This is a genomic window from Streptomyces sp. NPDC091271, assembly GCF_044757505.1.
In the GTDB taxonomy this organism is placed as follows: domain Bacteria; phylum Actinomycetota; class Actinomycetes; order Streptomycetales; family Streptomycetaceae; genus Streptomyces.
Map to the genome: position 1 here is coordinate 158,717 of NZ_JBIVVD010000008.1, position 19,694 is coordinate 178,410.

Sequence of the window (19,694 nt, forward strand, 5' to 3'; positions counted from 1 at the left end):
GCCCCCATGAAGAGAGTCCTCCCGGCCCTGGTGCTGATATGTGCCACCGCCCTGACCGCGACCGCGTGCAGCGACCCCGGTGTGAACGGCGGGACGGGCGCCGCTTCCGGCACGGCCGTCGACCCCACGGCGAAGCTCGACGGGGTGAAGCTGACCATGTGGACCGCCCAGAACACGGTCAACGCCCCCGCCCAGGTGGTCGACGCCTTCGAGAAGGCCACCGGCGCCGAGATCGACACCCAGGCCGTTCCCGACCTCTACGAACAGAACGTGCCGACGAAGCTTGCCTCGGGAGACAAGCCGGACCTGATGTTCTGGCAGCCGTCCGTCTCCACACTGCCGTTCATCCAGCCCCAGCAGAATCTGCTGACCCTCGACGGCGAACCCTGGGTGGACAAGCTCGGTGACACCGAGAAGTCCCTCGGTGTCCTCGACGGCAAGCGCTACGCCGCGATCGTCACCAGCCCCGCCATGCTCGGCGTCTACTACAACAAGGACGTCTTCAGGAAGGCCGGCATCACCGAGGAGCAGCTCCCGCAGAGCTACGCCGACCTGCTCGCCCTCGGCCACCGGATCAAGGACCGGACGGACGCGGCAGCCTTCTACGAGGCCGGCGGCGACAAGTGGCCGCTGCAGTGGCAGATGCAGGTCCAGCTCACCGACCTCGGGAACCAGTGGTGGTCCGGCCTCAACCGGAACAAGGAGAAGTGGACCGACCCCGTCGTCGTCGAGGCGGTCACCACGTACAAGGAGAAGCTGCTCGACGCCGGACTGGCCCAGAAGAACTACCGGACGGGCACCTTCACCGGCTCCGCCGACGCCCTGTGGAAGGGCGAGGCCGGCATGGTCCTCAACGTCACCTCCTTCCAGTCCCAGCTGCAGGCGAAGTACAGCACCGAGGAGATCAACGGGAAGCTGGGCTGGTTCCCGGTCTCCCGGTCCACCGGGGAAGGGATGTACTCGCCGGACCAGACGAACGGTGTCGTCGCCTTCAGGACCGGTGACGAGAAGCGGCAGAACGCTTCCCGGCAGTTCCTGGCCTTCTGGCTCGACACGGACTACGCCTCCTACATCAAGGCGATGAAGATTCCCTCCGTGCAGCCCTCGGTGCCCTCGCCCGAAGGGCTCCCGGACACCTCGAAGGCCCAGATAGAGGCACTGCCCACGGCGAACGGCGTCTTCCAGGCCAAGGCGATCGTCGCGCCGGACACGCATCTGTACCTCGCCGACATGATCTACGGCAAGAAGACCCCGCAGCAGGTGGCCCAGGCGATCCAGGACCAGTTCGCGCAGGTGGCCAAGGCCCAGGGCGCGCCCGGCTTCTGATCCCGCGCCGCCGAGAGCGAAGGAATCCCCAGCCGTGGCCGACACAGCCGTACGCAGCACACAGGCGGCAGGAACCGCCCGTAACAGTCACAAGAAGGCGGGACGGGTGCCGCGCGCCGCCGTCCACCACCCCTGGTGGTTCGCGCTGCCGGCCGTCGTGGTCTTCGCCGCCTTCTTCCTGGTGCCGAACCTGCTCAACTTCTACTACCCGTTCACCGACTGGTCCTCGTACCACGCGGACATCTCCTTCGCGGGGCTCGACAACTTCCGGACGATAGCCGCCGACGGATCCCTGGTGCGGGCCATCAGGACGACTCTCCTCTACGCGGCGCTGGCCGCCCTCTTCCAGAACGGCCTCGGGCTCGGCCTCGCGCTGCTCCTCGAAGCGGACACCCGGTTCAACCGGTGCTTCCGGGCCGTCTTCTTCCTGCCCGTGCTCATCTCTGCCCTCGCCGTCGGTTACGTGTTCCAGGCGCTGCTGGACCAGGACGGCGCGGTCAACTCCGCACTGGGCACGGACATCCCCTGGCTCGGCTCCACCGACTGGACCCTCGTCCTGGTATCCCTCATCCACGGCTGGAAGTGGATGGGCCTGTCGATGCTCATCTATCTGGCCGGGCTCAAGGGGATCCCGGGCGAGATGCTGGAGGCCGCGAAGATCGACGGCGCCGGCCCCTGGCGGACCTTCCGGTCCGTGCGCTGGCCGATGCTCGCGCCCGCCGTCACCTTCAACGCGACCACCGCGCTCATCGGTTCGATGAACACCTTCGACATCGTGCAGGCCACCACGGGGGGAGGCCCCGCCGCGTCCACGGAGGTCTTCAACATCTACATGTTCCGGGTCTTCGGACAGGGCCTGTACGCACAGGCCTCCGCGATGAGCCTCGTCCTCTTCCTGATCGTCGTCGCCGTCGCGATCCCCCTGATCGTCGGACTGCGCCGAAGGGAGCAGCTGCTGTGAACCCCTCCCTCCTGTGGAGACTGGGCCGCCCCGCCCTCGTCCTGTCCCTCGCGGCCCTCACCGTCGGCGTACCGCTGTGGCTGGTCCTGGTCACCTCGGCCAAGCCCCAGGGTGAGGCCGCCGACCCCAACCTCCGGGCCCCCGGGCACTGGCAGCCGTCCGACAACTATGCGGACGCGGTCGGCCAGGGGGAGATGCTCCGCGGCATGCTCAACTCACTGCTGGTGGTCGTCCCGTCAGTGGTCCTCGTGCTGATCCTCGGCGCCGGAGCGGCCTGGGTCTTCGCCCGGCGCACCTCCCGGCTCGTGTCGGCGGCGTACGCACTGACCATCAGCGGCCTCCTGCTGCCGCCCGCGGTCATCACCGTCGTCATGGAACTGCGGCAGTTCGGGCTGGCCAACACCCGGCCCGGCATGATCGCCGTCTACACCGGGATGTACCTGTCCACGTCGATCTTCTTCATGACCGGGTTCATCCGCACCATCCCGGCCGAGCTGGAGGAAGCCGCCCGGGTGGACGGCGCGAAACCGCTGCGCGTCTTCCTGCGGATCGTGCTGCCGCTGCTCAGGCCCGTCATCGCCACCGCGACGATCATGGTGATGCTCTACGCCTGGAGCGACGTCTTCTACGCCTTCTTCGTCCTCGGCGGCGGAGACGTGGCGACCCTGCCGATCAACCTCTACCAGGTCGCCAGCGCCCAGCTCTACCTCGACAACTGGCATCTCGTCTTCGCCTACGTGGTGCTGATGAGCCTGCCCATGGTCGCCGTGTTCCTGGTGGCCCAGCGAAAGATCGTGTCCGGAATCACCAGCGGAGCCGTCAAGTGACGCCCACCGACCGGAGGTCCACGTGAGCACAGCCCGCACACCCCGTACGCCCGGCAGGAGCAGACTCCGGGTGACCACCGCCGCCGCGGCGGCCCTCCTGGGAGCGACAGCCATGATCACCGGACCGCCCGCCGCCGCGCCCGCCGCGGCCGCGCCCGCCGCACAGACCCTCTCCGTCGACCTCGCCGCCTCCGAGGGGCCGGTCATGCACGGCGCCAACGGCGCCCTCTACGGGCTGAGCGACGACGGGGTGCCGAGTGACGCCGTCCTCGAACCGCTGAAGATATCCACCATCTCGCAGAAGGCCGAGGGCGGCGCGCAGCACCCCAACGGTGACGCGATCACGGTCTCGAAGTCCTTCTTCCGCAACGGCGGCGGCGACGTCCTCGTCATGATGCAGGACATCTACGCCAAGTGGCCCTACGAGGACCTGGGCATCGACGACTACCTCACCAAGGTCGACGGGATCGCCGAGGACGTCGAAGCCGCCCCGAACAGCGAGCACTTCGTCTACGTCCCGTTCAACGAACCCGATTGGATCTGGTACGAGCTGGGAGTCGAGGACCAGGCGACGTACGAGGTCAACCGCGACCGGTTTTTCAAGGACTGGAAGACGGTGTACGAGCGCATCCGCGCCACCGACCCGGACGCCCGGATCGCCGGCCCCAACGAGTCGGCGTACCACCCCCGGCTGCTGACGGACTTCCTCGCCTTCGCCAAGGAGGAGAACGTCCTGCCCGAGGTCATGACCTGGCACGAGCTCGGTTCCGGTTCGCTGCGGGACTTCCAGGACCACTACGACACCTACCGGGCGACCGAGAAGCGGCTCGGCATCGAGCCGCTCGCCATCAACATCAACGAGTACGCCAACCGCCGCGACCTCTCCGTCCCCGGCCAGCTGGTCCAGTGGGTCTCGATGTTCGAGCGCAACAAGGTCTACGCCGACCAGGCCTACTGGGACGCCGCGGGCAACCTCGACGGCAACGTCGTGCACACCAACATCCCCAACGGCGGCTGGTGGTTCTTCCGCTGGTACGCGGGTCTCTCCGGCAGGACCGTGAAGGTCACGCCGCCCCGGCCGCACACCGTCGACACCCTCCAGGGCCTCGCGTCCCTCGACCGCTCCCGCCGCCAGGCGCAGGTCCTGCTCGGCGGAGCGTCGGGTGACGCGGACGTGGCCGTGCGCCATGTCGACCCGGACGTCTTCGGCCGGCACGTCACCGCGACCGTGGCCGAAGCCGCCTGGTCCGGTTACGAGGGCGGCCACGCCACCCCGCGCGTCCTGTCACGGACCGAGCTGAAGGTCGCCCGCGACGGCAGCGTCACCGTGCCCGTCACGGGCATGGACAGGATGTCCGCCTACCGCGTGGTGCTGACCCCGGCAGGCTCGGGCACACCGGCCGAGGCCACCGTGCCGTTCACCGCCTCCTACGAGGCCGAGGACGCCGTGATCACGGGGGGCCAGGTCCGCACCCAGGGCACGGTGTCCGACGCCAACGGCTACGCGGCATCGGGCACGAAGGACGTCGGATCCCTCGACTCGGCGCAGAGCAAGGTCCAGTTCCGTGTCTCGGTCCCGGCGACGGGCACCTACGACCTCTCCGTCCTGTACGGCAACCAGAGCGGCAGCCCGTCCACCCAACTCCTGTCCGTGGACGGCGGTACACCGGCCGTGGTGACCTACCCGTCGACCGAGAACTGGCTGTACCGGGCGAAGAAGGACCTCACGGTCGAGCTCACCGCCGGCTCCCACACGCTCACCCTCGCCCACGACACCGGGGAGGCGACGCTCGACCGCATCGACCTGACGGCGCACACCACCCCGTCCACCGCGTACGAGGCCACCCTGGCCGACGTGTCGGGCAGGGTGGCGTACGACTACCGGAGCTCGGCCGGCACCGGCACGGGCGCGCTGGTCCTCGGGCGGGGGGCGGAAGCCGTCTTCGACGTGTACGCGCCGCGGGACGGCTACTACACGGTGGTCCCGCGCGCCTCGGCCCCCGTGAGGCTCGCCCTGCACGGCGAGACGGTCACCGCACACCCGGGCAGGGCGCTGAAGCTCTATCTCGTCGCGGGCAACAACCGCGTCACCGCGACGGGGCAGGCCGCGCTGCGCTCCCTGGACGTGACGGGTTCCGGTTCGGATTCCGGCGTCCTGAGCTACGCGGGCACGGAGGCCGAGCTGTCCGGCGGGGCCCGGCTGGTGGCCGCTGCGCACGCCTCCGAGGGCAGTTACATCGGGTGGCTGGGGAACAGCGACGCGAGCAAGGCGGTGTTCAACGTCGACGCGCCGCGCGCCGGCGCCTACGTCCTGGTCGCGCGGTACGGACACAACGACCGGCGCGACAACGGACACGCGTACAACACCGACATCATGGCCCGCACGGCGGACGTCACCGTCGGGGGCCGGACCCAGAAGGTCACCTTCAAGAACACCTGGAGCTGGGACGACTTCTGGACCCTGGGCGTCCCGGTCGAACTGAGGAAGGGCGCCAACACCGTCACCTTCGGCAACGCGTCGGCCTGGGCCCCGAACCTGGACCGTATCCAGCTCGCACCGGTCCGCGGCTGACCCGGTGCACCCTCCCGGGCGCCGCGCCACCGTGTGCTGCGGCGCGGCGCCCGGTCTCCGAGAGGACCTGATGAGAGACGACGATCTGCGCAGGATGCTGCGGAGCGCGGCGCGCGCGCACCGGCCCGACCGGGCACGGATACTCGCACGCGTCGAGCGGGGGATGGCCGGGGAGGGACGGCGGCGCTCCCGGGGCCGGCTGTACCGGGCCGGTACGGCCGTCTCCGCCGTGGGGGTCTTCGTTCTCGGCGGCTGGGCGGCCGTATCGGCAGCGGGCGAAGGGCAGCCGGGCCCAAGGACCGGGCCGGCGTGCCCCGCCCCCCTTCTGGGACCGGGAGCGATGCCGCCAGCGGGGTGGGCGGGCTGCTGACGGCGCGCTCTGCCTCGCCGTCAGGAGCCGAGGAGCCGCTCGTACTCCTCCTGCGTGACCGGGAGGACCGTCCCGTGCCGGGCGCCCGGCGGGAGCTCGTACTCCGTCGACATCGTCCACTTCCCGGAGTCGAGGTCGTCGGTCTCGAACGGCACGTAGCCCCGGCCGCCGAACTCGTCGATGAGGAGATACCACTTCTCCTCGGTGCCGGACCGGAAGACCGCCGGGCCCTCACCGCGGTCGACCGAGCCCTTGCCGACGCAGTCGGCGACGAAGTCGTACGAGGGGGATGTGAGGTCCTGCGACTTCTCCACCGTGATGAACTTGGAGCACGGGGTGTCCGACGAGGGGTTCCGCTCGTCCTTGGTGAACCTGTAGTAGCTGCCGTCGTGCCGGACCACCGTCGAGTCGATCACCGAGTACCCGGGGTCGTGCCATACGGCGGGTTCGCTGAAGGTGCGGAAGTCGCGTGTCGTCGCGTACATCATTTTGTTGTACGTGCTGCCGGTGTGTTCCGGGTCGTCCGCCGAGTAGATCTTGGAGGCCCAGAAGACGACGTACGAGCCGAGCTCCTCGTCGTAATAGGCCTCCGGTGCCCAGGTGTTGCCCGCGGTCTCCGGCGCCACCTCGACCAGCCGCCGGTCCGTCCAGTTCACCAGGTCCTTGGACTCCCAGACCATGACCGACCTGCTGCCGGTGCGCTGCACCTGGTCCCAGCTGCCGCCGTTGCCGCCGTACATCCGGAGGTCGGTGGCGATCTGGTAGAACGTGTCGCCCTCCGGGGAACGGATGATGAACGGGTCGCGGAGCCCCTCGGTGCCGAGATCCGAGGTGAGCACCGGCTCGCCGCCGTTCAGCTCCTGCCAGTGCAGCGCGTCGTCGCCCCGGCTGAGCGACATGCGTATCTGCTCGCCGTCGGCGGTGCCCTCGCCGGTGAAGTAGCTCATGGCGTAACCGGTGTACGCCTGCTTCCGGGGCAGTTCGGGCACCGATGCGGTGAAGGTACGGCGCGTGGCGGCCCTCCCGCGTGTGACGACCGCGGTGAGCTTCACCCGCTCCGGCCCCGCGCCGGGCTCCGGGCGGTGCACGAGGCCCGTCGCGTCGATGACGCGGGGCTTGTGGGACCTCCAGATGACGGAGGTGCCGTGGGCGCCGGCGGCCGGCAGCGTCAGATTGCCGCGTACGTCGCCGAGTCCGTGGACCGTGAGCGAGGCGGCGGCCCGCGCGGTGGCGGCCCGGTCACCCGCCGGGGCGGTCCCTGCCCGAGCCGTTCCACCGGGGAACGCGAGCAGGCCGGCGACGAGGGACAGCAGGGGCAGCAGAGAGCCGAAGGCTCTTCCGGTGAGGTGCGGACGCATGACTCTCCCGACGACGTGTTCGAAATATCGGACTACGTTCGTGAAATCGGACCGACGTTAGGGCCGCTGGTGGCCCTCGTCAAGGGGTGCGGAGAAAGCCGTTCGCACCGTAGAAAGCGCTTGCGCGACCGCGTATGGTCTGGCCCCGCTGAATCCATTCAACCCAGGAGACCCGCCATGCGCCGAGCTGGATCCGTACTGCTGGCCGCCTGCACCGCCGCCGCGGCCCTGACCACCCTGGCGGCTGCTCCCGCCGGAGCCGAGGACCGTGCCGCGGCCGGGCGGGACCGCTGCACCGGTGCCGCCCCCGTCGTCTGCCACTTCGACGTCGCACCCGGCACCTACCGTGTCCGGGCCGTCCTCGGAGGTGGTGCGGAGGCCGGCTCCACGGCGGTCACCGCGGAGTCCCGCAGATCCGTGCTCGCCGAGACTCCGAACGCCCCCGGTGAGACCGTCCGTCGCACGTTCACCGTGGACGTGCGCGACCCCGAGGGCGAACCCACCGGCGCCACCGGCAGCCCGGGGCTCGACCTCACCTTCGGCGGCGCCGCCCCGCAGCTCGCCTCGCTGCACGTGGAGCGCGCCAGGGTGCCCCAGATCCTGCTCGCCGGCGACTCCACCGTCTGCGACCAGCCGGGTGATCCCTACTCCGGCTGGGGCCAGCAGCTCCCGCAGTACCTCACCGACCGGCTGTCCGTCGCCAACTACGCCGACTCCGGCGAGAGCTCCCAGACCTTCCGGGACAACCCCGCGCTCTTCCCGGCCCTCCGGGCCCGCATCCGCCACGGCGACCTCGTGCTCATCCAGCTGGCCCACAACGACAAGCAGACCGACCGCGAGACCTACCGCGCCAATCTCACCGCGATGATCGAGGGCGTACGGGCCGAGGGCGGACGCCCCGTGCTCGTCACTCCGATCGTCCGCCGCTGGTTCAACGCCGACGGCACCCTCGACAACGGCACCGCGCTGCTGGTCAACGGCCTGGGCGTCGACCTGCCCGCCGAGGTGCGCTCCCTCGCCGCCGAGCAGGACACCCCGCTCGTCGACCTCACCGCCCTCACCAGGTCCCGGGTCGAGGAGCTCGGCCCCGAGGGGTCCAAGGCGCTCTACCTCTACGACGAGAAGCGCGACAACACCCACACCTCGGCGCGCGGTGCCACCGAGTACGCCGCGCTCGTGGTCGGCGAACTGCGGGCGCAGAAGCTGGTCCCGGCGCGCACGGTCCGGTGAATCCCGCTCCACGCCCACGCCGAACTCCCCTGTGAAAGGCGATACCCATGAGTGAAGCCGAAGTGCCCAGCCGCAGGACCATGTTGAGGGGAGCCCTGGTCGCAGGGGCCCTCACCGCCGTACCCGGCGTCGCCCACGCCGCGGAGGCGCGGGCCCCGTACCGCAATCCGCTGGTCGAGCAGCGCGCCGACCCGCACATCACGCGGCACACCGACGGCCGCTACTACTTCACCGCCAGCGCCCCCGAGTACGACCGGATCATCCTGCGCTCCTCCCGCACCCTGCGTGGCCTGAGCACCGCCGAGGAAGCGGTGATCTGGACCAGGCACACCACCGGGGACATGGCCGCCCATATCTGGGCGCCGGAACTCCACCGCATCGGCGGCAGGTGGTACGTCTACTTCGCCGCGGCCCCGGCGGACGACGTGTGGAAGATACGGATCTGGGTGCTGGAGAACGCGAGCCCGGACCCCTTCCGCGGCTCGTGGACCGAGAAGGGGCAGCTCACCACGGCCTGGGACACCTTCTCCCTCGATGCGCACACCTTCACGCATCGCGGCGACCGCTACCTCGCCTGGGCCCAGTACGAGCCAGGACTGGACAACAACACCGGGCTCTTCCTCTCACGGATGGCCGACCCCTGGACGCTGACAGGGCCTCAGATCCGGCTCAGCACACCCGAGTACGACTGGGAATGTGCCGGCTTCAAGGTCAACGAGGGGCCGGCGGTCATCAAGCGGAACGGCCGAGTCTTCATGACGTACTCCGCGAGCGCGACGGACGCCAACTACTGCATGGGCCTGCTCACGGCCGACGCCCGGAGCGACCTGATGGACCCCGGTTCCTGGACCAAGTCCCCGGAACCCGTCTTCGCGAGCAGCGAGGAGTCGGGCCAGTACGGACCCGGCCACAACTCCTTCACCGTCGCCGAGGACGGCCGCACGGACGTGCTCGCCTACCACGCCCGGCCGTACAAGGAGATCACCGGCGATCCGCTGCACGACCCCAACCGTCACACCCGCGTCCAGCCGTTCGGCTGGCGTGCGGACGGCACTCCGGACTTCGGGGTCCCCGTGCGCTCGTGAGGGCGCGTCCCGGCCAGTTCGGGCAGAGGCGTTGACCCACCGCCGCGCCCTGCCTATCTTTCGTTCGAAGTTCTGGTCAACGTCCGATATCTCGAACAGTGATCCCTGGAGCGTCCATGCCGCACCCGCACCTGTGGCCGAGACTCACCGTCCCGGTCATCGCCCTCCTGCTCGGCACACTGGTGGCAGCACCCACCCGCGCCGACGACGGTTCGTCCCGGGCGGAGGCGACCGACTACTCCCTCACCGTCCACCCCGACCGCACGGGCCCCGCCATCAGCGAGTCGATGTACGGCGTTTTCTACGAGGACATCAACCACGCGGCCGACGGCGGTCTCTACGCCGAACTCGTCCAGAACCGGTCCTTCGAGTACGACCGCGCCGACAACGCCGCGTACTCGCCCATGACCGCGTGGAGCGAGACCTCGGCCGCGGGCGGCACGGGAACCGCCACGACCGTGGACGACAGCGGGCGGCTGGGCGAACGCAACCGGCGCTATCTCCGTCTCGACCTGGACGGTGCGGGAGGCCGCGGGGCCGGCTTCGGAGTCACCAACTCCGGCTACAACCAGGGCCTGACCCTGCGCAAGGGCGAGCGCTACGACTTCTCCGTCTGGGCCCGCACCGACCGCCCCGAGGGCACCCCCCTGACCGTCGGGGCGGCCACGGCGGACGGCACGGCCCTCGCCTCGCCCCTGCGCATCAAGGCCCGCGGCGACCGCTGGACGAAGTACACCGGGACCCTCACCGTCCGAACCTCCGCGGCGGACGGCCGGCTCACCGTCACGGCCGGCGGCAGCGGAACCGTACGGCTCGACATGATCTCGCTCTTCCCCCGCGACACCTACAAGGGCAGGGCGAACGGCCTGCGCAAGGACCTCGCTGAGAAGACCGCAGCCCTGGACCCCGGCTTCCTGCGCTTCCCCGGAGGCTGCCTCGTCAACACCGGCAGCCACGAGGCCTACGAGGCGCCCGGCTGGGAGCGCAAGCGCTCGTACCAGTGGAAGGAGACCATCGGCCCGGTCGAGCAGCGTCCGGTCAACGCCAACTTCTGGGGCTACAACCAGACGTACGGCCTGGGTTACTACGAGTACTTCCAGTTCGCCGAGGACATCGGGGCAATGGCCCTGCCCGTCGTGCCGGCCCTCGTCACCGGCTGCGGCCAGAACAAGGCGACCGACGACCCCGAACTGCTGGAACGGCACATCCAGGACACCCTCGACCTGATCGAGTTCGCCAACGGCCCGGCGCGCTCCACCTGGGGCGCCAAGCGTGCCGCCATGGGCCACCCCGCGCCGTTCGGCCTCACCCACCTCGAGGTCGGCAACGAGGAGAACCTCCCCGACGAGTTCTTCGCCCGCTTCACCGAGTTCCGTGAGGCGATCGAGGCCAGGTACCCCGACATCACCGTGATCAGCAACTCAGGCCCCGACGACAGCGGCACGACCTTCGATCGCGCCTGGCAGCTCAACCGGGACGCGGACGTCGCCATGGTCGACGAGCACTACTACAACAGCCCGCAGTGGTTCCTCGAGAACAACGCCCGTTACGACGCCTACGACCGCCAGGGCCCGAAGGTCTTCCTCGGCGAGTACGCCTCCCTCGACAACCGCTTCTCCAACGCCCTCGCCGAGGCGGCCTACATGACGGGCCTGGAACGCAACGCCGACGTCGTGGAGCTCGCCTCCTACGCCCCGCTGCTCGCCGACACGAACGACTCCCAGTGGCGGCCCGACATGATCTGGTTCGACAACGAGAAGTCATGGGGGTCGGCCAACTACGAGGTGCAGAAGCTCTTCATGAACAACGTCGGCGACCGCGTCGTACCGAGCACCGCCTCCTCGACACCCGCCACCACGGAGCCGATCACCGGCGCCGTCGGCCTGTCGACCTGGGCCACCAGCGCCGCGTACGACGACGTCGAGGTCACCGCGGAGGACGGCACCCGGCTGATGGGCGACGACTTCTCCGGCGGCGACGCGCAGTGGACGAAGGCCGCAGGACGTGGCTCCTGGGCCGTCCAGGACGGGGCGTACGTCCAGTCCGACGAGAGCGCCGAGGACACCCTGGTCACGGCGGGGGACACCGGCTGGCAGAACTACGACATGAAGGTCAGGGCCACCAAGAAGTCCGGCAAGGAGGGCTTCCTCGTCGCCTTCGGGGTCAAGGACACCGGGAACACCTACTGGTGGAACCTCGGCGGCTGGGGCAACACCCGCTCCGCCGTGGAGAAGGCGGTCGACGGCGCCAAACAGACGATGACCGAGGACACCACCACGATCGAGACGGGGCGCGCGTACGACATCCGCGTCCAGGTGCGCGGCCGGCAGGTCACCCTCTTCCTCGACGGCGAACAGTGGGGCACCTTCACCGACGACAAGCCCGCCGAACCCTTCCGGCAGGTGGTCACCCGCGACGACGCCACCGGCGAGCTCGTGGTCAAGGTGGTCAACGCCCAGGCATCGGATGCCAGGACCCGGATCGACCTGGGGGCGGAGCCGGCCTCACGGACCGCCCGGGTCACCACGCTCCAGGCCGCCCCAGACGCGGTGAACACCGCCGACGACCGGCAGGTGGCTCCACGGAAATCGACCCTGCGGGTCGACGGACGCGTACTCACCCACACCTTCCCGGCACATTCCGTGACCTTCCTGCGCATCAGGGAGTAGGGCGGGAAAAGCGAGAACCCCCAGGATGACCTGGGGGTTCTTCGCTGGTGTCCGAGGGGGGACTTGAACCCCCACGCCCGATAAAGGGCACTAGCACCTCAAGCTAGCGCGTCTGCCATTCCGCCACCCGGACAAGGTGTCTGTCTCGCGGGCCCTGGCCCGTTCCGACGTGGAAAACCATAGCAAACATTCGAGGGTGCTCGATCACGCCCCTGTCATGTGAAAGGCGCATGACGGGGGCCGGGCGGTCTTGGGCAGGCGGGGCCGGGCGCGCGAGGATGAGGGGGAGCACCACCGCGACAGTGGAAGGAAGCAGCGTGAGCGAGACCAACACGGCCCGGGCCGGCATCGGCGAGACCGCGGAGAATGAGGTCGTGGACCTCTGTCGTGACCTGATCCGGATCGACACCAGCAATTACGGCGACCACTCCGGCCCCGGAGAACGGGCCGCCGCCGAGTACGTCGCCGAGAAGCTCGCCGAGGTCGGGCTGGAGCCGAAGATCTTCGAGTCCCACAAGGGCCGCGCCTCCACCGTGGCCCGGATCGAGGGCGAGGACCCCTCCAAGCCGGCGCTGCTGATCCACGGGCACACCGACGTCGTGCCGGCCAACGCGGCGGACTGGACGCACGACCCGTTCTCCGGCGAGATCGCGGACGGCTGTGTGTGGGGACGCGGCGCGGTCGACATGAAGGACATGGACGCGATGACCCTCGCGGTCGTCCGCGACCGCATGCGCAGCGGCCGCAAGCCCCCGCGCGACATCGTGCTGGCCTTCCTTGCCGACGAGGAGGCGGGCGGCACGTACGGGGCGCGCCACCTCGTCGACAACCACCGGGACCTCTTCGACGGCGTCACCGAGGCTATCGGCGAGGTCGGCGGTTTCTCCTTCACCGTCAACGAGAACCTGCGCCTCTATCTGGTGGAGACTGCGCAGAAGGGCATGCACTGGATGCGGCTCACCGTGGACGGCACCGCCGGTCACGGCTCCATGACCAACAACGACAACGCCATCACCGAGCTCTGCGAGGCCGTCGGCCGGCTGGGCCGGCACAAGTGGCCGGTCCGGGTGACCAAGACCGTACGGTCCTTCCTCGACGAGCTGTCCGACGCGCTGGGCACCCCGCTCGACCCGGAGGACATGGAGGCGACGCTCGCCAAGCTCGGCGGGATCGCCAAGATGGTCGGCGCCACCCTGCAGAACTCCGCCGCCCCCACCATGCTCGGCGCCGGCTACAAGGTGAACGTGATCCCCGGACAGGCCACCGCGCACGTGGACGGGCGCTTCCTGCCCGGCTACGAGGAGGAGTTCCTGGCCGACCTCGACCGGATCCTCGGGCCGCGGGTCAGGCGCGAGGACGTGCACGGCGACAAGGCGCTGGAGACGAGCTTCGACGGGTCCCTGGTGGACGCGATCCAGCTCGCGCTCAAGGCCGAGGACCCGATCGCCCGTGCCGTGCCCTACATGCTCTCCGGCGGCACCGACGCGAAGTCCTTCGACGACCTCGGCATCCGCTGCTTCGGCTTCGCCCCGCTGAAGCTGCCGCCGGAGCTGGACTTCGCCGGCATGTTCCACGGTGTGGACGAGCGGGTGCCGGTGGACGGCCTGAAATTCGGCGCGCGAGTGCTCGACCGGTTCATCGACCACTCCTGACCGTCGGACGACCGAATTCGCCTGCCTGTACGGACCTCACCGGAAAGGGTGAAAGGCATCGTGCGCTCGTAGCCCCCTCACTGCCTCCTCGTTACAAGTGATGCGGTCCGCGGCTGGGACCGCACTTGTCAATCAGGAGGAATAATGATCAAGAAGGTCGTCGCAATCGCGGCTGCTACCGGTGGTCTCGTGCTCGCAGGTGCGGGTATGGCTTCCGCCGACGCCGGCGCCCAGGGTGCCGCCATCGGCAGCCCCGGCGTGCTCTCGGGCAACGTCGTTCAGGTGCCGGTCCACGTTCCGGTGAACGTGTGCGGCAACACGATCAACGTGATCGGGCTGCTGAACCCCGCCTTCGGCAACACCTGCGTCAACGCGTGACGATGCGCGTCAACCCGTAAGGGTTTGAGTCCGGTCGGCCTCGGGGTGCGCGCCATGCGCCCCGGGGCCGCTGGGCATTCGGCCCCCGGCACGGCTGTGCCCGGGGCATTTCGGTAGGCAGAAGGCAGGAAGACAACCTATGCGACAGGTCACACGTAAGGGCCTGATCACCATGGCAGCGGCGGGTGGAGTGCTCGCGCTCGGCGGCGGTTACGCGCACGCCGACGCGGGAGCGGCCGGCGCCGCGTCGGGTTCACCGGGAGTGCTCTCGGGGAACTCGATCCAGGTCCCGATCGATGTACCCGTCAACGTGTGCGGAAACTCCGTGGACGTCGGCGGTCTGCTCAACCCCACGAGCGGAAACGACTGCGGAAACGGATCTTCGGAGTCCGGCCACGCGCACACCTCCGACGGCGCTGCCTCGTCCGGTCACGGCTCCGGGAGCCGGGCGTCCGGGCACGAAGAGGCGGGCGACAGCGGGGCGGGGACGGGCAGGCACCGTGCCTCCGGCACCTCGGCCCAGGCGGAGACGAAGGGGTCCCCCGGGATCCTCTCCGGCAACCAGGTGCAGGTGCCGGTGGAGATCCCGCTGAACGTCTGCGGCAACAGCGTCACCGTCGGAGGACTGCTCAACCCGGTCTTCGGCAACGGCTGCGAGAACGACTCGGAGACGGTCCCGCCTCCCGTCGTGCCGCACACCCCGGAGAAGCCGGTCACGCCGGACGCCCCTCCGGCCCCCGAGACCCAGCTGGTGACGGGCGAGCAGCTCGCGCAGACCGGCGGGGGCGGGCTCGACCTGCTCATCCCGGCGAGCGCGGGGATGCTGCTCGCCGGTGCGGGCACGGTCCTGTACCGGCGGTCGCGCGGCGCCGCACAGCGGTAGCACGACAGCGGTCCGACGAGCGGGTTCCGCGCACGCGGGACCCGCTCCGTCCTACCAGGTGGGCCGGAGCTGGCGGATGATGCGGCGGCGCAGCCGCACCCGGCGGCTGCCGTCACGGCGCAGCGTCAGCCGGTCCAACTCCCAGTGCCCGTACTCGGCATGGTCGGTCAGCAGGCGGGCCGCCTCCTTGCGGGACACCCCGCGCGGCACGTACACGTCGATGAATTCGTATTCCGGCATCGCATCTATTGTGCGGGCAGACCCCCGGTACGGATAGCGTCTGTCCTATGTCTGATGCTGCGCAGCCCACCGCTGCCGAGGTACGCGCCGCCGCCGATGCCGTCAAAACCGCGCTCGACCGCCACCTCCAGGCAGTCGAACGCCGTACCGGGGACGACGACCCCACCGTCTACGACGCGTTCAACGCACTGGCCGCTGCGGCCGAGGTCTACGACGAACTGCTCTACGAGCGCTACGACGAGGTCACCCCCTTCGAGATCCCGGCCGCGGAGGACTCCCTCCCGCCCTATGCGGGCCCGGAGGAGCCGCACGCCGTCAGCGTGCTGATCAGGCGCGACTACGCGGTGGCGGAGCCCGCGCGGCTGCTCGCCCAGGCCCAGCGGCTCGCCGACCTCGATCCGGACGGACAGGACGGGGACGCCGACGCCGTGGCGGCCGCCGGCGCCGGCGTGCATGCCGCGCTGGGAGTGGTGTTCGGCGAGTACGAGGCGGACGAAATCGCGTCCCGGCACAAGGAGTTCGGCCTGGAGGAGGGGGACTCCACCCTCTGGGTCTCCGCCGTGGAGGAGCTTCCCGAGCCGGGGGAGTGGCTCGGGGCGCCGTTCGACGAGGCGGATCCCGCCATGGTGGTCTGCCGCTTCGACGCCAGCTCGGTCTTCGACGAGGAGGACGAGCTGGACGGCGACCTGGACGACATCGTCCCGGACCGCGCCTGATCCCACGACCGCCCGCCGGTCCCGGTGCGCAGTGCACCGGGACCGGCGTCCTACGAGGCGTCCGGAGCCCGGGGACGGGCCTACGAGGCGTCCGGAGTGGGCAGCGCCTTTAGCAGGGGCCGCAGCCGGGTCGTCCGCTCCTGGGCGGGCACCTCGGCCACCGCGCGCGGCAGGGCCTGGTCCACGCCGTGCACCACGGACAGGTGCCGCTCCCCACGGCTGAACGCCGTGTACACCCAGGGCCTGCTGAGCCCCTGCGCGGCGTCGCCGGGCAGGACGACGACGGCGGCCGGCCAGCGCATCCCGGCCGCCTGGTGGGCGCTGAGCGCCCACCCGTGGCGTACCGAGGTCTCCACCCGGTCCTGCGGTACGACGACGGGTGTGCCCGCGCAGTCCAGGTGCAGCCCCTCGGCGTCGGCCGAGACGACCGAGCCGGGCACCGCCCTGCCGGGCGAGGGGACGTGGACCACGCGGTCACCGGGATCGAAGCCGTCGAACCGGCCCGGCCCCGGATTGAGCCGCTGCTTGAGCGCGGCGTTCAGGGCGGTCGTGCCCGCCGAGCCGCCGTGCCCGACCGTGATCACCTGGGTGTCGGAGGAGGGTACGCCGATGGCGCGCGGCACCGAGTCGGCCACCAGCTGCACCGTGCGGTGGACGGCCTCACCCGCGTCCCGCACGGGCACGATCACCACTTCCTTGCCGGGCGCCTCGACCTGGGCGAGCTCCCCGGCCCCGATGCCGGAGACCAGCTCGCCGATCGGTCCGGGGTCGGGCGTGCGCGAGACCACGTGCGGACAGGCCCGAGCCGCGATCACATCGGCGAAGACCCGGCCCGCGCCGGCCGACCCGAGCACTCCCGGGTCGCCGCTGAGGATCAGCCGCGTCCCGTCGGCGAGGGACTCCACCAGCATCGCGGCCGTCTCCACGTCGAGCTGCGGGGCGTCCAGCACCACCAGCACGTCGAGCGCGAACGCGCCGTCCGCGTCCCGGCCGGGTCCGTCCTCGCCGGAGAGCAGGGCGGAGAGTGTGACGGCGGAGCCCGGGTCACCGACCGCGGCCGCCAGCCTGCGCCGCCCGTCCTCGCTGTGGGTGGTGCCCAGGGCCCGCAGCCCGAGGCCGTGCGCGGCGGCGACGAGGGCGGCGGGCTCGGCCCGGGCGGTCTCGCCCCCGCTGTGGGCCACCAGGCCCGCGGTCGCGGCAGCCCGGACCAGCTCGCCCGCCGAAGGTGACGGGACGGCGGCAGCGGCATCCGTCCAGTCGGCGCCCTTCTCGCAGGTGTTGACGAGCCGTGCCAGACCGTCGGCGAGGCTCTCCTCGGCCAAGGCGTACCTGTCGAGGCCCAGCAGCACCCTGACCGGCTCCTCGTCCCCCCGCGTGCCGTCCTCGGGCGTCTCGCCGGCCTCCTCGGTGTCCTCCGGCTCCGTGGCGCCGTCCTCGGCTTCGTCGTCCTGGAAGACCAGCACGACGCCCTCGGCTGCGGCCTGCTGGACGGCCTCCCCGGGATCGGTCACCGCGAATCCGGCGAGCGCCGTCCGCACCTCGTCGGCGTCCATCGCCGTGTGGCCCCGCAGCGCCGCCCGCTCCAGCAGCCAGCCCACCAGGGCAGCCGTGCGCCGCTCGTCGCCGGGTCCGCACCCGGCGCCCAGCAGCGCCCGCGCGAAGCCGTCGGCCTGCTCGGGCCGCACGCCCGGCACGGACAGCAGCTGCCACGGGTCCTCCCGGAGGACACCCGCGGCCCCTTCGCCGAGCGTGGCGGCGGCAGGGCCTGCCAGGGCCCCGGGGGCACCGCCCTCGGCGAGCACCTCCGCGACCGAGGCGGCGGCCTCGGGGGACGCGGCCCGGTGAGCCTGCCGCTCCGGGGCCGGGGAGGGACGGACGGGTGCGGCCGGGGCGGCGGGGGCCGCCCGGCGGGGTGCGGGCGCCGAGGCGGGCGAGTCGAAGAAGGCGGTGCCAGGCTTCTCGCCGCTCTCCACCGCGCGCACCGCCGCGAGCAGATCCGCCGCCGGCCCGCTCAGCTTCGTGCCCGCGGCGATCGGCGCTTCCTTCTCGGCCTTGCGCTGCTCGATCCGCTCGCGCAGCTCGCGCTGCGCGGCCAGCTCCGCCTCGGCCTCCGAGAGGGCGGGCGCGGGGGAAGCGGCCGCTTCGGGAGCCTGCTCCAGGTCCTGTGCGCCCTCCGTGCCGTCCGCGGCCTCCGCGCCGTCGTCCGCCGCCTCCGCACTCCCCGCGCCGCCCTCGTCGGGCGTGCCGGGCGTGTCGGCGGCCTGGGTAACGGCGTCCTCGACGGCCTCGTGGTCCTCGGCCGCGGGATCCGGGGATTCTCCCCGGGGATGCGCAGTCACAGCGTGCTCCAGTCCTGGTCGGGATAGCGGTGCACGGGCGCCGACACATCGTCGAGCGCCTGGCAGATCTCGTCAGGAAGACTAAGCGCCTCCACTGACAACGCTTCGGTCAGCTGCTGCGCGTTGCGCGCGCCGACGATCGGAGCCACCACTCCCGGCCGGTCCCGCACCCAGGCGAGCGCGACCTGGAGGGGCGTCGTGGCGAGGCCGTCGGCGGCCGTGGCCACCGCGTCCACGATCCTGCCCGCCGCCTCGTCGAGGTACGGCTCGACGAAGGGGGCCAGCTGCTCGGAGGCCCCGCGCGAGCCGGACGGCGTGCCGGTGCGGTACTTGCCGGTCAGCACGCCGCGGCCCAGCGGCGACGACGGCAGCAGCCCGACCCCGAGGTCCAGCGCGGCCGGCAGCACCTCCCGCTCGACGCCCCGCTGGAGCAGTGAGTACTCCATCTGCGTGCACGCCAGCCGGGTGCGCAGCCCGGGCGCGGCGAGCTGCCAGGTCGCCGCCTTGGCCAGCTGCCAGCCGCTGAAGTTGGACACTCCGGCATACCGGACGCGCCCCGAGGACACCGCCAGGTCCAGTGCCTGCAGGGTCTCTTCCAGCGGCGTCACGGGGTCGAAGGCGTGGATCTGCCACAGGTCGACGTAGTCCGTCCCGAGCCGCCGCAGGGACGCGTCGAGCGCGGCGAGGAGATGCCCCCGCGATCCGTCGAAGCGGCGGTAGGGGTCGGGCACACTGCCCGCCTTGGTCGCGACGACCAGGTCCTGCCGCGGCACCAGATTGTCCAGAAGGCGCCCCAGCAGATATTCGGCCTCCCCGCCGCCGTAGACGTCGGCGGTGTCGACGAGGGTGCCGCCCGCGTCCCAGAAGGCCTTGAGCTGGTCCGCGGCGTCGTGTTCGTCGGTGTGCCGGCCCCATGTGAGGGTGCCCAGCCCGATCCGGGACGCGCGAAGGCCGGTACGGCCGAGATGCCTCTGCTCCATGGGCGCTGAGATTACTGGCCAAGGCACCACGGGGTGGAGGCCTGTGGACAACCGTCGTCCCCGGGCGCGCCTGCCGGATTCGGGCGCCCCGCGCTAGAGTCCGGGACA

Annotated in this window: 14 protein-coding genes, 1 tRNA gene and 1 pseudogene; 11 read left to right on the top strand and 5 right to left on the bottom strand. The window is 70.9% G+C overall.

Going from position 1 to position 19,694, the window contains the following annotated elements; translation table 11 throughout:
* The first annotated feature begins 6 nt into the window (after positions 1 to 6).
* The 4 genes from ACIQM3_RS30525 (at position 7) to ACIQM3_RS30540 (ending at position 5,686) form a co-directional block, all read left to right on the top strand.
* The gene (locus ACIQM3_RS30525) at positions 7 to 1,326 is read left to right on the top strand and encodes an ABC transporter substrate-binding protein (RefSeq protein ID WP_401630092.1); all 1,320 of its coding nucleotides are present in this window, start codon (positions 7 to 9) and stop codon (positions 1,324 to 1,326) included.
* Positions 1,327 to 1,360: 34 nt separating this feature from the next.
* Positions 1,361 to 2,287, top strand: a complete 927-nt coding sequence (locus tag ACIQM3_RS30530; protein ID WP_401525100.1) for a carbohydrate ABC transporter permease — start codon at positions 1,361 to 1,363, stop codon at positions 2,285 to 2,287.
* Positions 2,284 to 3,114 carry a carbohydrate ABC transporter permease gene (locus ACIQM3_RS30535; protein ID WP_401525103.1) on the top strand — a complete coding sequence of 277 codons (831 nt, stop codon included), beginning with the start codon at positions 2,284 to 2,286 and terminating at the stop codon, positions 3,112 to 3,114. The genes ACIQM3_RS30530 and ACIQM3_RS30535 overlap by 4 nt, the downstream gene beginning before the upstream one ends.
* A 112-nt stretch (positions 3,115 to 3,226) precedes the next feature.
* Entirely contained in the window at positions 3,227 to 5,686 is a 2,460-nt protein-coding gene (locus ACIQM3_RS30540) for a CBM35 domain-containing protein (RefSeq protein ID WP_401630613.1), read from the top strand.
* A gap of 399 nt (positions 5,687 to 6,085) precedes the next feature.
* On the opposite strand, the pseudogene ACIQM3_RS30545 reads toward ACIQM3_RS30540, so the two are convergent.
* Positions 6,086 to 7,297: pseudogene (locus ACIQM3_RS30545) on the bottom strand (immunoglobulin-like domain-containing protein); the annotation flags it as partial.
* Between the two features lie 294 nt (positions 7,298 to 7,591).
* Between ACIQM3_RS30545 and ACIQM3_RS30550 the strand changes: the two are divergent.
* The 3 genes from ACIQM3_RS30550 (at position 7,592) to ACIQM3_RS30560 (ending at position 12,398) form a co-directional block, all read left to right on the top strand.
* Positions 7,592 to 8,644, top strand: a complete 1,053-nt coding sequence (locus ACIQM3_RS30550) for a rhamnogalacturonan acetylesterase (RefSeq protein WP_401630094.1) — start codon at positions 7,592 to 7,594, stop codon at positions 8,642 to 8,644.
* 47 nt (positions 8,645 to 8,691) lie between these two features.
* Complete coding sequence (locus ACIQM3_RS30555; protein ID WP_401630096.1) at positions 8,692 to 9,729, top strand: family 43 glycosylhydrolase; 1,038 nt, start codon at positions 8,692 to 8,694, stop codon at positions 9,727 to 9,729.
* 116 nt (positions 9,730 to 9,845) lie between these two features.
* The gene (locus ACIQM3_RS30560) at positions 9,846 to 12,398 is read left to right on the top strand and encodes an alpha-L-arabinofuranosidase C-terminal domain-containing protein (protein ID WP_401630098.1); all 2,553 of its coding nucleotides are present in this window, start codon (positions 9,846 to 9,848) and stop codon (positions 12,396 to 12,398) included.
* Positions 12,399 to 12,443: 45 nt separating this feature from the next.
* On the opposite strand, the gene ACIQM3_RS30565 is transcribed toward ACIQM3_RS30560, so the two are convergent.
* Positions 12,444 to 12,531, bottom strand: a tRNA-Leu gene (locus ACIQM3_RS30565).
* A gap of 184 nt (positions 12,532 to 12,715) precedes the next feature.
* Here ACIQM3_RS30565 and ACIQM3_RS30570 point away from each other — a divergent pair.
* The 3 genes from ACIQM3_RS30570 (at position 12,716) to ACIQM3_RS30580 (ending at position 15,311) form a co-directional block, all read left to right on the top strand.
* Positions 12,716 to 14,050, top strand: a complete 1,335-nt coding sequence (locus ACIQM3_RS30570) for a M20/M25/M40 family metallo-hydrolase (RefSeq protein ID WP_401630100.1) — start codon at positions 12,716 to 12,718, stop codon at positions 14,048 to 14,050.
* Positions 14,051 to 14,194: 144 nt separating this feature from the next.
* On the top strand, positions 14,195 to 14,428 hold the full coding sequence (chpH, locus tag ACIQM3_RS30575; RefSeq protein WP_351283273.1) for a chaplin ChpH: 234 nt from the start codon (positions 14,195 to 14,197) through the stop codon (positions 14,426 to 14,428).
* A 139-nt stretch (positions 14,429 to 14,567) separates the two neighbouring features.
* Entirely contained in the window at positions 14,568 to 15,311 is a 744-nt protein-coding gene (locus ACIQM3_RS30580; protein WP_401630102.1) for a chaplin, read from the top strand.
* Positions 15,312 to 15,362: 51 nt separating this feature from the next.
* On the opposite strand, the gene ACIQM3_RS30585 is transcribed toward ACIQM3_RS30580, so the two are convergent.
* Positions 15,363 to 15,551, bottom strand: a complete 189-nt coding sequence (locus ACIQM3_RS30585) for a DUF5703 family protein (RefSeq protein WP_053930948.1) — start codon at positions 15,549 to 15,551, stop codon at positions 15,363 to 15,365.
* A 47-nt stretch (positions 15,552 to 15,598) separates the two neighbouring features.
* On the opposite strand from ACIQM3_RS30585, the gene ACIQM3_RS30590 reads away from it, so the two are divergent.
* Positions 15,599 to 16,267 carry a hypothetical protein gene (locus tag ACIQM3_RS30590; RefSeq protein WP_401630104.1) on the top strand — a complete coding sequence of 223 codons (669 nt, stop codon included), beginning with the start codon at positions 15,599 to 15,601 and terminating at the stop codon, positions 16,265 to 16,267.
* Positions 16,268 to 16,347: 80 nt separating this feature from the next.
* Here ACIQM3_RS30590 and ACIQM3_RS30595 read toward each other — a convergent pair whose 3' ends face one another.
* Positions 16,348 to 18,606 carry a helix-hairpin-helix domain-containing protein gene (locus tag ACIQM3_RS30595; protein WP_401630106.1) on the bottom strand — a complete coding sequence of 753 codons (2,259 nt, stop codon included), beginning with the start codon at positions 18,604 to 18,606 and terminating at the stop codon, positions 16,348 to 16,350.
* Positions 18,603 to 19,586, bottom strand: coding sequence for an aldo/keto reductase (locus ACIQM3_RS30600; protein WP_401630108.1), 984 nt, complete (start codon positions 19,584 to 19,586; stop codon positions 18,603 to 18,605). The genes ACIQM3_RS30595 and ACIQM3_RS30600 overlap by 4 nt, the downstream gene beginning before the upstream one ends.
* Positions 19,587 to 19,694 lie beyond the last annotated feature (108 nt).